The following is a 14,279-nucleotide window of genomic DNA, read 5'->3' as shown; positions in this document are numbered from 1 at the left end:
AATATTAGAAATATTCACCTTAGCGCTAATACTTAATTTCAGAATATCCGTCATTCATAGAGGAAGCAGCGATGGGCGAAAACTATACGGTAGGCGACTATTTACTGGATCGTCTGACACAGATTGGTATTCAGCATCTCTTCGGGGTGCCGGGCGATTACAACCTGCATTTTCTCGATCATGTCATCAGGCACTCGGAAATCACTTGGGTGGGCTGCGCGAACGAATTAAACGCCGCTTACGCCGCCGATGGCTATGCGCGATGCCGTCCGGCAGCAGCCCTGCTCACCACCTTCGGCGTGGGCGAGCTCAGCGCAATTAACGGCATTGCAGGCAGCTACGCGGAATGCCTGCCCGTCATTCACATTGCCGCTGCGCCCAGTCTCGCGTCACAACACAACGGTGAATTACTCCATCACACATTAGGCGACGGCGACTTTAGCCACTTTTCCCGTATGGCAGCGGAAGTTACCGTTGCGCAAGCCAGTCTCACCGTCGAGAACGCCACCACGGAAATCGACAGGGTCATTGGAGAAGCGCTTGCTCAACACAAGCCGGTCTACCTGTTTCTGCCCTTGGACGTGGCTGCGTCACCCGCTGGTACACGACCGTATTCGCTCGTTATCCCTGAACCATTACGCTCTGATGAGTCGCTACAAGCCTTTGTTACCGCCGCCACGGCGATGCTGAGCGAGGCAAAGTCAGTCTCATTACTGGCTGATTTTCTGGCTCAGCGTGTTGGCGTTGCAGAGCAAATCCAACGCTGGCTCGATAAAACGCCACTCCCCCACTCCACCTTGCTGATGGGGAAAGGCACGCTAAACGAACAGCACCACAGCTTTACCGGCACTTACGCGGGTGGCGGCAGTCATGAAGCGATCCGGGCACACATCGAAGACGCGGATGTCATCATCAGCATTGGCGTACGTTACACCGATACGATTACCGCTGGCTTCAGCCATCAAATCCCCAGCGAAAAAAACATCGATATCCAGCCCACGCTGGCGCGCGTCGGAGGTCAGGTTTTCCCAGCAATTCCAATGTCAGACGCTATCGCCGCGCTGGAAAACATCACTGCGACACTCGCGCCCCGTTGGGATCACCGCACCATTACGCCTCCAGCCTTACCGCCATCAGAGCACACAGACACACTCAATCAGCGGGAGTTGTGGCAACAGATGCAGCGCTTCCTCCGCTCTGGCGATATTCTCGTGACCGACCAGGGCACCTCCTGTTTTGGGGCCGCTGCGCTCCGGTTACCAAGCAGCTGCCACTTCATCGTTCAGCCGCTGTGGGGATCGATAGGCTATTCTCTGCCAGCCGCATTCGGCGCACAAATTGCCGAACCAGAACGGCGCGTGGTGCTGTTGATCGGCGACGGCTCGTTGCAACTCACCGTACAAGAGCTTGGCTCTATCATTCGAGATCGCTTGAACATGGTCATTGTGGTGCTGAATAACGAAGGCTACACGGTCGAACGCGCCATTCACGGCCCAGAACAGCGTTACAACGATATTGCCGCCTGGAACTGGACACAGCTTCCCGCTGCACTAGGAGCAGATGAAAACGAGATACTCTGTAAACAGGTGTGTTCACCAGCGGCACTCGCGCAGGTGCTTGAGCAGGTGAATGCCGCATCTCGCTTCTCGCTCATTGAGGTGGTATTACCGAAAATGGATATTCCCGCGCTCTTACACACCATCACGCAATCGCTTGAGACCCGCAATACCGTGCAGTAGAACGGCATACTTTTACCGCCTACCTCGTAAGCGGTATATTCAACGATTAAAGATGCATTTAAAATGCAATTTATAAACTGCATTCGTTGAGAGGCATCATCATGGCATACCGCGATCAATCCCTGGGTGAGTTGGCTATCGCTATTCCGCGCGCGACCAAACTCTTTCGTGAACTCAATCTGGACTTCTGCTGCGGCGGAAAGCAAACGCTCAGCCGCGCCGCTGGCAAAAAAGATCTCAATCTTGACGATCTGGAAGCACAGCTAGAAAAACTGGCCGCGCAGCCTTCTGACGCACGGGACTGGCGTGAAGCACCGCTGGCTGACATTATCGCGTACATCATCCCTCGCTTTCACGATCGCCACCGCGAACAACTGCCAGAACTGATTCTGATGGCAGAAAAAGTCGAGCGCGTGCATCACGATAAAGCCGACTGCCCGCACGGCCTCGCAAACCAGCTGACCGCCATCTATAACGAGCTGTCTCAGCATATGATGAAAGAAGAACGCATCCTCTTCCCAATGATCAGTCAGGGAATGGGCGCGAATGCTGCCGCACCGATTTCAATGATGGAGCATGAGCACGATGACGCTGGACGTGATGTGGAAGTGGTCAAAGAGCTGACCAACGGCGTTGTACCACCGGAAGGTGCCTGCAACACCTGGCGTGCGCTGTACTCCGGTATCAACGAGTTCATTACCGACCTGATGGAACACATCCATCTGGAAAACAATTTGCTGTTCCCACGCGCGCTGCGCGGTGAGTAATGTCATTTCAATAAAAAAAGAAAGTCAGTAGAAACCATTCCGTAGAAACAAGAAAGGCGCTCACTGAGCGCCTTTCTTTTTGTCTGGAGATTACAGAATTTCCAGCAATTCCACTTCAAAAATCAGCGCGCTGAACGGCGGAATGGAAGCACCCGCGCCACGTTCGCCATACGCCAGATTGTGCGGAATATAGAGTTCCCACTTGGAACCAACTGGCATCAGCGTCAACGCCTCAATCCAGCCTGGAATCACGCCGCTTACTGGGAATTCAGCAGGTTGACCACGCTGAACGGAGCTGTCGAACACGCTGCCGTCAGTCAGGCGACCCGTGTAATGCACACGTACGCGATCCTGACGAGCCGGGATTGCACCTTCACCCTGAGTCAACACACGGAATTGCAGACCAGATTCCGTGCTGTTCACGCCTTCTTTCTGCGCGTTTTCGGCCAGGAACTGCTGACCTTCTACCGCCAGCACCTGTTGGCGATCGCGACGTACCGCATCAGCACGTTCATGAACTTCACGCAGCGCACGATGAACCACATCCACAGGCACCGCTGGCGCATTACCTTCCAGCGCATCGCGTAGACCAGCAAGCAGGGCTTCTGGGATCAGGCCTTCAAGACCTGATTCCTGTAACTGTTGACCAACCTGTAAGCCGATGCCGTAACTTGCCTGCGCTTCGACGCTATCAAAAGAAGGAGTTGTCATGGATGTTCCTTTTAATCTGTAAAAAACTGAAAGCGCAGCATAACAGCGACGGGGATTGGGGTAAAATCCTGTGTGCAGGTAATCACGTTAACCGCACGCCAGCCAAGCCATTCCGGGAAGCTGGCCTATACTGGTAGTTCTGATGTTTCTATCGCACCGGTTGCCTTAATCATCAACGCGTTAACTGGTCAGCCCATGCGGATTATCGGTATACTGGATTGCGTTATTATCCCGATACTGTTTTTATGCCGACGCCGCCTGGCTAGTGATGTAGCCTAGTTACTGGCATAGTTTTAGTTACTGGCATAGCGTTGTTAATGGCATCATTTTTATATGATGCTGTTTTTATACTGATTTTTTATACTGAACTGTTTTTATATTAAACTGTAGTAAGAGAGGTCACCATGGGCAGAATTGCGCCCAGGAAGCGGAAAACCACCTGGGATTATCAAACGCTAGTACGCTTCTGCCAGCGAATCATCCAGCGGCAGCCCTCACATGCTGTAGCCGTAGAAAACGACGGGGAACGCGAAGAGCAGGAACAGCTGCCTTCTCCTTCACTGCGCGAGCGTCTTGGTGACATACTGCAAAAAGTCTGGCATCTGCCCGACGGCTATCACTGGATGGAACCGTTGCCGTTCCTCCACCGTCGCTGGATTTTAATAGCTATCGCACTGCTGCTCGTCGTGTTGCTCTGGCCTTACAGCGTCCAACATCCGCAGCCTGCCCGTACCACACCCGTCCCTCTTACGCAGGCAGATAATCAGGCGGCGATGCAGGCCGTGATTATTGAAAACCAGCCTTCCATACCCCAGCAGCAGCCTGCGGCTACCGAGCCTCCAGCACAATCATCAGCACCGTGGCGACAATATGAGATCGCCTCAGGGCAAACGCTGGCCCAGCTCTTTCGCGATAACAATCTGCCCGTCAGCGATGTGTTCGCGATGGCTCAGGTGGAAGGCAGGGATAAGCCGCTCAGCAATTTACGGGCAGGTCAGGCAGTCAAATTACAGCTGAATGCACAAGGTATGGTCGCCGAGCTGGAGATCGAAACCACGGCGAACCAGACGATTCGGTTCACCCGCGGTGCAGACGGTGCTTTTACTCGTACTCGCTAACGAGCCAGCCGTTCCAATAGAAAATCGCGCAGGACAATAGCATGGTTGTGCTGCGCGTCTTTACTGCCATAAAGCAGCGTGATTGCCTGCTTCTGCTCAAGTAACGCCAGCAGCCTGCCGCACGCCGAGCCCTGCGCTAACTCATTACGATAATAATCCACAAATTCCGCCCAGCGTTCAGGCTCGGCGTGAAACCATTTCCGCAACTCGCTGCTCGGCGCGATGTCTTTAAACCACTCAACGCTCTCCAGACGCGCTTTGCTGATGCCGCGCGGCCACAGACGGTCAATCAGAAAAGTGGGGGAAGAGAAAGGCGCGTGCGCGTCATAGACGCGGGTGAGATGAATCAAGTCGGACATGCGGCCTCCGGCCTGCTTTTTAGGTATAGGTAATGATAGGTCATTTCCCGATCCCTAAAATGCAAAACGCTGGCACTAGGCCAGCGTTTCACATGTTAACTAAAGTGTTAATTCAACGATAAACGTGAATTACGCTCCAGCAACAACAACTACATTCAGTTCAGCAAAGACATCGCTGTGTACCTGGAAGCTCACTTCGTGCTCACCCACAGTACGCAGAACGCCGTTCGGCAGGCGAACTTCGCTCTTAGCAATGTCAACACCGGCAGCCGTTACCGCATCAGCGATATCGCGAGTACCGATGGAACCGAACAGTTTACCTTCGTCGCCTGCTTTAGACGCGATGGTAACGCTACCCAGTTCTTTGATCTTAGCAGCGCGAGCTTCAGCAGCAGCCAGAACGTCAGCCAGTTTGGCTTCCAGTTCAGCACGGCGTGCTTCGAAGAACTCAACGTTTTTCTTGGTTGCCGGGACAGCTTTGCCCTGTGGAACCAGGAAGTTACGAGCATAGCCCGCTTTAACGTTTACCTGATCACCCAGGCTGCCCAGGTTTGCTACTTTATCAAGCAGAATAACTTGCATTACTTTATCCTCTCAAAGTCTCGTTAATGGACAGTGGCCGATTACTGATGACGGTCAGTGTACGGCAACAAAGACAAGTAACGCGCACGCTTGATAGCGCGGGCCAGCTGACGCTGGTATTTTGCACGAGTACCGGTGATACGGCTCGGAACAATCTTGCCGCTTTCAGTGATATAGTTTTTCAGCGTAGCGATATCTTTATAATCAATCTCTACAACGCCTTCCGCGGTGAAACGGCAGAATTTGCGACGACGGAAATAACGTGCCATGTGGCTAGTCTCCAGAATCTATCAATTCAATCTGCTCGGCATGTAACACTATCTTGCTCAAGCCATTGCGCCCTTGATGGCAGCTAATGAACCCGTGCACGGTAAGTTGCGTGCCGACCGTTATACTGTGGGTAACTGCTTGTGACGAGAGTCCGCTGACAATCACGGGCATACGACACCATGCTTGCCGACTCAATCCGGCTTCCTCCTGTGTCGAGCGGTGCTCAAGCACAAACTGACAGTGAGGAATGCCTGACGGGCTGACTTTACGAATGGGCGTCTTGCACACTGTGCCGGACAACACCAGACGATTCACCGTCACCACAACAATTACTCTTCAGAATCCCCTGCATCCACATCATCGCCAGCTTCAGCGAAATCTTCACGACGCTCACGGCGTTCGTCTTTCGCTTTCACCATTGGAGATGCTTCAGTTACCGCGTGCTTAACGCGCATAACCATGCTGCGGATAACGGCATCGTTAAAGCGGAAGTTTGTTTCCAGCTCATCGATCGCTTCCTGCGGCGCTTCAACGTTCAGCAGAACGTAGTGTGCCTTGTGCAGTTTGTTGATCGGGTAAGCCAGTTGACGGCGGCCCCAGTCTTCCAGACGGTGGATCGTGCCCTGCGCACCAGTGATAGTGGCAGTGTAGCGCTCGATCATGCCCGGAACCTGTTCGCTCTGGTCAGGATGAACCATAAATACGATTTCGTAATGACGCATCGAATTGCTCCTTACGGATTATTCAGCCTCCTGTCTGGGTCAACCGCGGCCCGTGGAGGCAAGGAACGTGTGTATGTGCGGCTGAAAAAATGACGCGTAAGTATAGTGCCCGACATTAAAGAACACAAGGAGGAAACACAGGAGTTTTCTGCGTGGCAATATTTAAGCCATCGGGGCAGGATTACAGCGTCCGCCGGAAGAAATCAGCGCCCGCCTGCAGCGCCGTTGGCGTAATGCGATGCCCCACGCCCGGCTCGGTCAAATACGTCAGATTAGCCAGCTTATCGCGCGCCTGTAATGCCTGATAAAGACGTGCGCTTTCTGCCGCCGGCACGACATCATCCGCTTCACCGTGCCACACCAGCAGCGGACGTTCGGACAACGCGTCCAGACGCGTAGCGACATCATAATCAGCCAGTTTGCTCGCTAACGTCTGCAACACCGCTTGATTTTCCTCACTATCGGCCGGAACAGGAGGAAACAGCGCAGACGATAGCGTAGAGAAATAGCCCGATCCCATAAACGCCGCCACCGCGGTAATCCACGGATAACGCGCCATACACCCAAGCGCACTCATTCCACCAAGCGACGCGCCGCAAACGCCAATCCGCTCGCCATCAATCAGGCCACGCTGCCGATATTCCACCACATAGCCGGGGAGTTCTTCAATATTCGTTTGCAGAATATCCCAGAAGTGGTGCAACCGCCGTGCGTCATCTCCGTCATAGCGCGCACCGTGCATGGCCGCATCGGCCAAAATCACCCGAAACCCGGCCTGAGCCAACGCATAGCCAAAATATGAGTACACCTCTTTTGATGAAGTGTAACCATGAAAGAAAAAAATCGTCGGAAGGGGCTGCTCTCTCCTTCCCGCTGGTGCCGCGTGAATCGTTTCAATACCGCTACCGAGTTTATCCAGTGACATTTCGACCATATTTCCCTCGTTTTCTGTTCTGTCAGCCTATGCTTATGTAGCGAAATCGTATTTAGCAGAAAGGGGATGACCTTCTACGATAACCCACTCACAGCCATTTTCTTATCTCCGTGTCGTCATTGATTCCGTGCTGATTTAATCGGCGTATTTATGTAAATAAAAAAATCACATTGATCCAGATCAATAACTGAAATGAATGTTTACACTCCGTGATTAATTTTTTTTCACTTACTGCCGTTAACGCATGTGAAGCAAGACTAAAAAATAACCTTTTTTATTATAAGAGACACACATATGTTGGGACTTTCTTTTAAACACTGGGGCCTGGGTATCAAGCTATCAGTCATCGCTTCACTGAGCGTGGCGATACTTTTCATTGCATTCACCCTATCCCTCACCCGATCAGCAGGCAATCAGCTCAAGACCCTGACCCTTAACGATATGCAGAGCCAGGTGAATGGTGTCACCGACATGATCAACATGTACGATACCAGCCTACAAGCCGAGGTCAGCAACTATACGCGGCTGCTGGCGAGCTTTCTGCCGACGCGGTTTTCACTGGATACCGTTAACCGCACGCCTTTTGGCAACACCTCTCACCCAACGCTTAAAGCTGGCGATACGGTATTGAACCTCAATACTGAAGTCCCGGACGACTTTCTGAGCCGTACCCACGCGATTTCAACGATTTTTGTCCGCGATGGAGAGGATTTTACGCGCGTTACCACGTCGCTGAAAAAAGAAGATGGATCGCGTGCGATGGGCACCAAGCTCGATCGTGAAAGCCCGGCCTATGCGCCCGTGATGAAAGGTGACACCTACAGTGGGTTAGCCACGCTGTTCGGCAAACAATACATCACCCAGTATCAACCGATACGCGATAGTGAAAACAAGGTGATCGGTATTCTGTTCGTCGGTGTCGACATCACGAAGCAATTTACCGAGATGCAGCAAACGATTCTGAACAAGAAAATGGGTGAAACCGGCCATTTCTTTGTACTTAGCACGAAAAAAGGAAAGGATGCGGGCAACTATCTTTACCACCAAAGCAATGCCAATCAGCGTCCTGACTGGTCAGAAGGTGCGTTAGAGAACGTGCTGGCAACCGGTAATGGTACGATCGAATACGACAACAACACGATGACGGGCGAAGAAAAAACCCGAATCATGGTGTACCGCAGTATTCCGCAGTGGCACTGGATTGTTGCAGGCACGGTGAGCAAAGAAAGCCTAATGGCAGAAATTAATCACACCCGTAACTTGTTTTTGGGCGGCGGCATTATTCTGGTTCTGCTCTTCGCTGGATTCTTTGTCGTCCTGACGCGCAAATGGTTGAGCCAGCCGCTGGTTGAAATCGTCAAAGTGGCGGAACAGTTCTCTGCCGGTAACCTGACCGCGACGCTTTCAAGCAACCGTTATGATGAAGTTGGCCGCCTGATCGATGCCATTAACGGCATCGGGCAAGGGCTAACGACCATCGTGTCGCAGGTGAGAAATTCGTCCGAAGAAATCAGTGCCAGCACCGATGCGCTGGCTGCCGATAGCGAAAACATCAGCGAGCAGATTGCCCGTCAGGCCAGCAGCGTCGAAGAGACGTCTGCCAGCATGGAGCAACTCTCCGCCAGCGTGAAGCAGAATGCCGATAACGTCTCCGCCGCCAAAGATTTGGCAGAGCAGAGTGCCGCAGCAGCACGCAACGGCAGCCAGACCGTCACCGACTCCGTTTCTACGATGAGCGACATCAAGAACTCATCGCAGCGGATTGCTGATATCACGACCGTGATCGAATCTATCGCTTTCCAGACCAATATTCTGGCGCTGAATGCCGCAGTCGAAGCCGCTCGTGCGGGTGAGCACGGTAGAGGCTTCGCCGTGGTTGCTGCTGAAGTGCGGGCGCTGGCACAGCGCAGTTCTACTGCGGTGAAAGAGATTGAAACCCTGATTGATGAATCACTGGAGAAAATCGAAGCGGGTTATCATTTCTCAGAAAAAACGCAGGCGGTAATGGACGACTTGCGTAACCGCATCTTGCAAGTCAGCACCATCGTGAACGATATCGATATCGCCTCACGCGAGCAGTCCGCCGGTATCAGTCAGGTGAACATTGCGATTGTTCAGATTGGTCAGGCAACGCAGGAAAACGCCATTCTGGTCAACAATTCGGAAGACACCGCGCATAACCTGCGCCAGAAAGGCCACCACCTCAGCGAGCTGGTCAGCGTCTTCCGTATTTAACCGTCCGTCACGGTCATCGTGTTGTGGGTATTGCACGATGGCCGCCACTTGCGTATTATGCCGACGTTTTTTCACCCATCCCCCCAACTGACAAAGGAGACGACATCATGACAACACTTACTCTGATTCTTTGCAGGACATCTCGGGACTAATTCCGCATTCTTTTCCGCTTTGCGTTATCCCCCCAGCTGTAGCCTGCCTTACCCTATTTTTAAATTGATCAGCAGGATGATCTATGGGCAATGCTATTCGCTCTATTTCGGCGCGCGTCAGTGTGATCGCGACGGAAAATACCTGGATTGAAGATAAAGCAATCCAACAGCTTCAAATTACATCACAACTTCCCGATATGGTTCGCGTGGCCGGCATGCCAGATTTGCATCCAGGCCGGGGTTACCCTATCGGTGCCGCCTTTTTTTCACAGCAGCGTTTCTATCCGGCGCTGGTCGGAAACGACATCGGCTGCGGCATGGCGCTCTGGCGCACGAGCCTGAATGCCAACAAAATTTCGCTGGATAAGCTGGAGAAACGGCTGGGTAATATCGATGGGCCACTGGAAGACGATATCGAGATTCCCGCATCGCTGGCGGATTTCCGCTATTCGCTGGGCACCATCGGCGGCGGTAATCACTTTGCGGAATTGCAGCAGCTTGATGAGATCTATCAGCCAGATACGCTGCATGCTCTGCACCTTGATCCTAAACAGCTGCTGTTGCTCGTCCACAGCGGCTCACGCGGATTAGGGCAAACCATACTGGAAGCTCACGTGCGGGAATTCGGCCATCAGGGGCTTGAAGCCAACACGCCCGCCGCGGAGTCCTATCTGGAACAGCACCAGTTCGCACTGACGTTTGCCACCCACAATCGGCGACTGATCGCACAGCGAATGCTGGAACGTTGGCATACGGAAGGCGATGCCGCACTGGATGTGAACCACAATCTGGTGACACCTGCAACGATTGAGGGCATTTCCGGCTGGCTGCACCGCAAAGGCGCGACACCCGCCGACTGTGGCCCGGTCATCATTCCCGGCTCGCGCGGCGACTACAGTTATATCGTGCAACCTATTCCTCACGCCGACAGCCTGTATTCGCTGGCACATGGCGCGGGCAGGAAGTGGATGCGCACGGAGTGTAAAGATCGGCTGTCTTCACGTTACAGCGTCCAACAACTCGCGCGTACCCGCTTCGGCAGCCGCGTGATTTGTCAGGACAGGCAGTTGATTTTTCAGGAAGCACCGGAAGCCTACAAGCCAATAGACAGTGTGATCGGTGCGATGCAGCAGGCGGGATTAATCACGCTGATTGCCCGCCTGAAACCGGTACTCACCTACAAAACGCGCGGGGAGGATAAATGATATTGCTTCAACTCTCCGCCGCGCAGGGGCCGGACGAATGCATGCTGGCAACCGCAAAGGCTTTGCAGGCTCTGACGCGAGATGCCGCACGGCAAGGCGTCGATTGTGAAATCATCGAAACCGAAGCAGGGAAACGCGCTGGCACACTACGTTCCGCACTGGTTCTGTTAAACGGTGAACTGGCGGAAACGCTGGCTGCCAACTGGTGCGGTACACTCCAGTGGACGTGCAATAGCCCGTGGCGTAAGGGTGGCGGACGCAAAAACTGGTTTATCGGCGTCGCACGCTTTCATCAGGAACAGGCATTTGCCGATAACGAGATTCGCTTTGAAGCCACCAAATCCTCTGGTCCCGGTGGGCAGCATGTGAATAAAACCGAGTCTGCCGTCCGCGCCACCCATGTCGCCAGCGGTATCACGGTGAAGGTACAGAGTGAACGCAGCCAGCACGCTAACAAGCGTCTGGCCTGTTATCTCATCGCCTATCGTCTGGAAGCGTTACAACAACAGCAGCATGCTGAACTACGGGCACAGCGGCGTCTCTTTCACCACCAGATCGAACGCGGCAATCCAGTAAAAGTCTTCAAAGGCGCAGACTTTGCGCTGGTCACGTCGCGCTAACCTTAACTCACAGGCGGCACTCGTTGCCCGCCTGTCATTTTCCCGCTTAAAGAGAATGCCATCGACCCGATGATGGCGCTACACTCCCGCTATCTACCCCTGTCAGGCTGAAACGATGAACATCGTGCGGATACTTTTCTTACCCTTAATACTGATGCTGTCCGGCTGCCAGATCATCCAAGGTAAGCCTGTCGCGCCACCGCCGCCTGCGGAGAACGCGCTCGAAATTCGCTACGCACAAACTAGCAAGCTGGAAAAAATGGGGACGATTTCGGTTAACATGCGCGGAAATGCTGATGATGTGGATCACGCCCTTCAACAGAAAGCCGATGCCTCCGGCGCGCATTATTATGTGATTGTGCTGAAATCCGAGGCCGCTACGCTCCCCGGCATGTGGTTCGCGCGCGCCGTGCTATACCGCTGAATATACGGGCACGCGGTAAACAAGGCTGGCAGGCAAAGATGTCCGCCAAACAATACCGGGCAGATTCCCGGTATTGTCATGCAACAGCAAATTAATACGACATACACGCCGCATTCAGAATCCCGCCGCTAAGCGAGGCGGCACAGAAAAAGGCACCGGTGGCGATATCGTTATTCTGGATATGCTGGCTGAGGCGCGGCATATACAGGCGCACAGCGAAATAAATCAGTAACTGCACCACCAGCGCGACTGCGCCCCAGGTGATGTAATCCACCAGACTCACCGAATTAATCGCCGCACTGGAAAGCGGGATCACATAGCCAATTAACGCCCCACCGAACCCAATAGCAGCCGTACCGTTGTTTTCTTTAATCAGCGCCCACTCATCATGCGACGTGATGCGGGTGTAGATAAACAGAAAGGCCAGCACCATGGCAAACCCGATAAAGAAATAGGAGGCGAAAGCGAGTAGCGACGTAACAATAGGCATAGCGATATTCCTTTTAAATGAGCCCCGTTGGCGCATCAGCAATAAATAAGAGGAAGCATGAAGAATATAGATGATTCTTGCATAGCAAAGTGTTTATACATGACTTTACGTGATAAACAACGCAGGAATCCCCAGCGGAACGCTTTATCAACCTAGCCTTCATATCCGCACGAGTCTCCTCACATTTTTTAAGAAAACGGATAAGCATTGCGCCTGAAATGCCGATAACAGATAAGGTATTTTTTATCAGTTAGATAGTGCCTGTTTCACCTTCATCACCTGCTTTTTATGCAAACACACAACAACAACTAATCCGTTATTGACCTGCGATGACGGTAAATAATTAATGAACGAAAGGAAGAGGTTTATGCTGCGCTGGATGTCATTTCAAAACCTGTCTGTAACGCGAAAGTTATTGGTAGGGTTTGGTTTATTGCTCGTCATGGGAGTCATACTTTCCATGGTCGGCTTTTACGGATTACACAATAGCGACCAATCGTTAAAACGCATCAGCCGTCTTGGTGCCATGTATGACAAGACGGTGGTCGCGCGGGAAGGCAACTTTGGTTATGCGCTGGAGCGTAAAGCACAATATCTGGAACAGCACGACAGTGCGATCGGTAACATTAAGGAAGAGCTGTCCGCGTTGCTGAAAGCGATCGACACGGGCCATTGGCCAGCGGAAGACAAAAGTTCCATTCAGGATATCAATGCGTCACTCAGCGCTTATATTTCACAGCGCCAGCAGGTTATGAGCCCGGATGTGAGCCAACAGCGGCTCAGTGAATTGAACGAGCAGATGGCGGTGCTGCAGGAAAACATCAACAAACTTTACTTCACGGAAGAGAGCCGCGCGGGCCGTAACGTCATTAGCAGCGACATACAGCTGGGCGTGATTACGCTGATTGCCATCATACTCGGCCTGACCACTGCCATTGTTATCTCACGGCAGATCGTACGCCCGCTGCATCAGGCGTTACACGCTACCCGTGCGATTGCGGAAGGCGATCTCACCGTGCAGCTTCACAACGATCGTCATGATGAATTAGGCCAGTTGATTTCAGCCATGGGGCAGATGAACAGCAATCTGCACAGCATGATTGATAAAATTCGCCTCAGCGCGAACCAGATTTCCTATGCCGCAGGGGAAATTTCTGCCGGTAATACCGACCTCTCTTCTCGCACAACGCAACAAGCTGCTGCGCTTGAAGAAACCGCCGCCAGTATGGAGCAGTTGACGTCAACGGTGAAACAGAATGCTGATAACGCCCATCAGGCCAACCGACTGGTTATGGATGCCTCCGATACCGCGAATCAAGGGGGAGAACAGGTTTCTAAAGCCGTCAGCACCATGCACGATATCGCGCAAAGCTCCCACCGCATCGCTGAAATTACCTCAATGATCAACAGCATCGCGTTTCAAACCAATATCCTGGCGCTGAATGCCGCGGTAGAGGCTGCGCGAGCCGGTGAACAAGGTCGTGGCTTCGCCGTCGTCGCCAGCGAAGTGCGTAGTCTGGCACAGCGCAGCGCACAGGCAGCCAAAGAGATCGATACACTGATTGCCGAGTCGGTTTCGCAGATTAATAACGGTGCAGCACTCGTTAACGGCGCGGGGAAAACGATGGAAGGGATTGTCCAGTCAGTGACGCAGGTCCACGACATCATGAAAGACATTACTACCGCTTCTGACGAACAGCATCGCGGCATTTCTCAGGTCGGTCAGGCTATTATAGAAATGGATCAGAACACACAGCAAAACACCGTGCTGGTGGAGCAATCCTCATCTGCCGCTCAGTCGCTGGAGCAGCAGGCGATCGTGCTGTCTGATGCGGTGTCTGTTTTCCGGCTTTTACAGCCTTCGCAGCAAGACGTTCGCAGACTGGCGAGCCCTGCAGCATAAGCACGATTTAGAACACCAACCAAAAAATCAACGAGGTGCCTGATGACA

Annotated in this window: 16 protein-coding genes; 8 read left to right on the top strand and 8 right to left on the bottom strand. The window is 52.9% G+C overall.

What is annotated here, in order from left to right; translation table 11 throughout:
- Positions 1 to 71: 71 nt before the first annotated feature.
- Both ipdC and ytfE read left to right on the top strand, forming a co-directional pair.
- On the top strand, positions 72 to 1,739 hold the full coding sequence (gene ipdC, locus QWJ20_RS14285) for an indolepyruvate decarboxylase (RefSeq protein ID WP_433992799.1): 1,668 nt from the start codon (positions 72 to 74) through the stop codon (positions 1,737 to 1,739).
- 101 nt (positions 1,740 to 1,840) lie between these two features.
- Positions 1,841 to 2,506 (top strand): iron-sulfur cluster repair protein YtfE, encoded by a 666-nt coding sequence (gene ytfE / locus QWJ20_RS14280; protein WP_095992803.1) that lies wholly within the window; start codon positions 1,841 to 1,843, stop codon positions 2,504 to 2,506.
- A gap of 90 nt (positions 2,507 to 2,596) precedes the next feature.
- Here the strand turns inward: ytfE and fklB are convergent, their stop codons facing one another.
- Entirely contained in the window at positions 2,597 to 3,217 is a 621-nt protein-coding gene (fklB, locus tag QWJ20_RS14275; protein WP_039486273.1) for an FKBP-type peptidyl-prolyl cis-trans isomerase, read from the bottom strand.
- Positions 3,218 to 3,621: 404 nt separating this feature from the next.
- On the opposite strand from fklB, the gene QWJ20_RS14270 reads away from it, so the two are divergent.
- Positions 3,622 to 4,335, top strand: a complete 714-nt coding sequence (locus QWJ20_RS14270; protein WP_433992798.1) for a LysM-like peptidoglycan-binding domain-containing protein — start codon at positions 3,622 to 3,624, stop codon at positions 4,333 to 4,335.
- On the opposite strand, the gene QWJ20_RS14265 is transcribed toward QWJ20_RS14270, so the two are convergent.
- From QWJ20_RS14265 to yjfP, 6 genes are all read right to left on the bottom strand, one after another.
- Positions 4,332 to 4,694 carry a DUF488 domain-containing protein gene (locus QWJ20_RS14265; protein ID WP_433992797.1) on the bottom strand — a complete coding sequence of 121 codons (363 nt, stop codon included), beginning with the start codon at positions 4,692 to 4,694 and terminating at the stop codon, positions 4,332 to 4,334. The two genes, QWJ20_RS14270 and QWJ20_RS14265, sit on opposite strands and share 4 nt — an antisense overlap.
- A gap of 129 nt (positions 4,695 to 4,823) precedes the next feature.
- Positions 4,824 to 5,276 carry a 50S ribosomal protein L9 gene (gene rplI / locus QWJ20_RS14260; RefSeq protein ID WP_039486279.1) on the bottom strand — a complete coding sequence of 151 codons (453 nt, stop codon included), beginning with the start codon at positions 5,274 to 5,276 and terminating at the stop codon, positions 4,824 to 4,826.
- Positions 5,277 to 5,317: 41 nt separating this feature from the next.
- Positions 5,318 to 5,545 carry a 30S ribosomal protein S18 gene (rpsR, locus tag QWJ20_RS14255; protein ID WP_005974788.1) on the bottom strand — a complete coding sequence of 76 codons (228 nt, stop codon included), beginning with the start codon at positions 5,543 to 5,545 and terminating at the stop codon, positions 5,318 to 5,320.
- Positions 5,546 to 5,549: 4 nt separating this feature from the next.
- Positions 5,550 to 5,870 (bottom strand): primosomal replication protein N, encoded by a 321-nt coding sequence (gene priB, locus QWJ20_RS14250; RefSeq protein ID WP_015841576.1) that lies wholly within the window; start codon positions 5,868 to 5,870, stop codon positions 5,550 to 5,552.
- 5 nt (positions 5,871 to 5,875) lie between these two features.
- Entirely contained in the window at positions 5,876 to 6,268 is a 393-nt protein-coding gene (rpsF, locus tag QWJ20_RS14245; RefSeq protein WP_005974793.1) for a 30S ribosomal protein S6, read from the bottom strand.
- Positions 6,269 to 6,449: 181 nt separating this feature from the next.
- The gene (gene yjfP / locus QWJ20_RS14240) at positions 6,450 to 7,202 is read right to left on the bottom strand and encodes an esterase (protein ID WP_433992796.1); all 753 of its coding nucleotides are present in this window, start codon (positions 7,200 to 7,202) and stop codon (positions 6,450 to 6,452) included.
- 294 nt (positions 7,203 to 7,496) lie between these two features.
- Between yjfP and QWJ20_RS14235 the strand changes: the two genes are divergently transcribed.
- The 4 genes from QWJ20_RS14235 (at position 7,497) to bsmA (ending at position 11,838) form a co-directional block, all read left to right on the top strand.
- Positions 7,497 to 9,437, top strand: a complete 1,941-nt coding sequence (locus tag QWJ20_RS14235) for a methyl-accepting chemotaxis protein (RefSeq protein WP_109412521.1) — start codon at positions 7,497 to 7,499, stop codon at positions 9,435 to 9,437.
- A 235-nt stretch (positions 9,438 to 9,672) separates the two neighbouring features.
- The gene (locus QWJ20_RS14230) at positions 9,673 to 10,794 is read left to right on the top strand and encodes an RNA ligase RtcB family protein (RefSeq protein ID WP_174868098.1); all 1,122 of its coding nucleotides are present in this window, start codon (positions 9,673 to 9,675) and stop codon (positions 10,792 to 10,794) included.
- A complete protein-coding gene (gene prfH / locus QWJ20_RS14225; RefSeq protein ID WP_433992795.1) occupies positions 10,791 to 11,414 on the top strand; it encodes a peptide chain release factor H in 624 nt (207 codons plus the stop codon). The genes QWJ20_RS14230 and prfH overlap by 4 nt, the downstream gene beginning before the upstream one ends.
- Before the next feature lie 115 nt (positions 11,415 to 11,529).
- On the top strand, positions 11,530 to 11,838 hold the full coding sequence (bsmA, locus tag QWJ20_RS14220) for a biofilm peroxide resistance protein BsmA (protein ID WP_433992794.1): 309 nt from the start codon (positions 11,530 to 11,532) through the stop codon (positions 11,836 to 11,838).
- Positions 11,839 to 11,929: 91 nt separating this feature from the next.
- Here the strand turns inward: bsmA and QWJ20_RS14215 are convergent, their stop codons facing one another.
- Positions 11,930 to 12,328: a DUF350 domain-containing protein gene (locus QWJ20_RS14215; RefSeq protein ID WP_174871046.1), complete on the bottom strand. Its 399-nt coding sequence runs from the start codon at positions 12,326 to 12,328 to the stop codon at positions 11,930 to 11,932.
- 367 nt (positions 12,329 to 12,695) lie between these two features.
- Between QWJ20_RS14215 and QWJ20_RS14210 the strand changes: the two genes are divergently transcribed.
- Positions 12,696 to 14,231: a methyl-accepting chemotaxis protein gene (locus QWJ20_RS14210; protein WP_249715832.1), complete on the top strand. Its 1,536-nt coding sequence runs from the start codon at positions 12,696 to 12,698 to the stop codon at positions 14,229 to 14,231.
- Positions 14,232 to 14,279: the final 48 nt, after the last annotated feature.

The organism is Pectobacterium sp. S5 (genome assembly GCF_051707265.1).
GTDB lineage: Bacteria > Pseudomonadota > Gammaproteobacteria > Enterobacterales > Enterobacteriaceae > Pectobacterium > Pectobacterium polare.
This window is presented reverse-complemented; position numbering and strand designations above follow the sequence as displayed.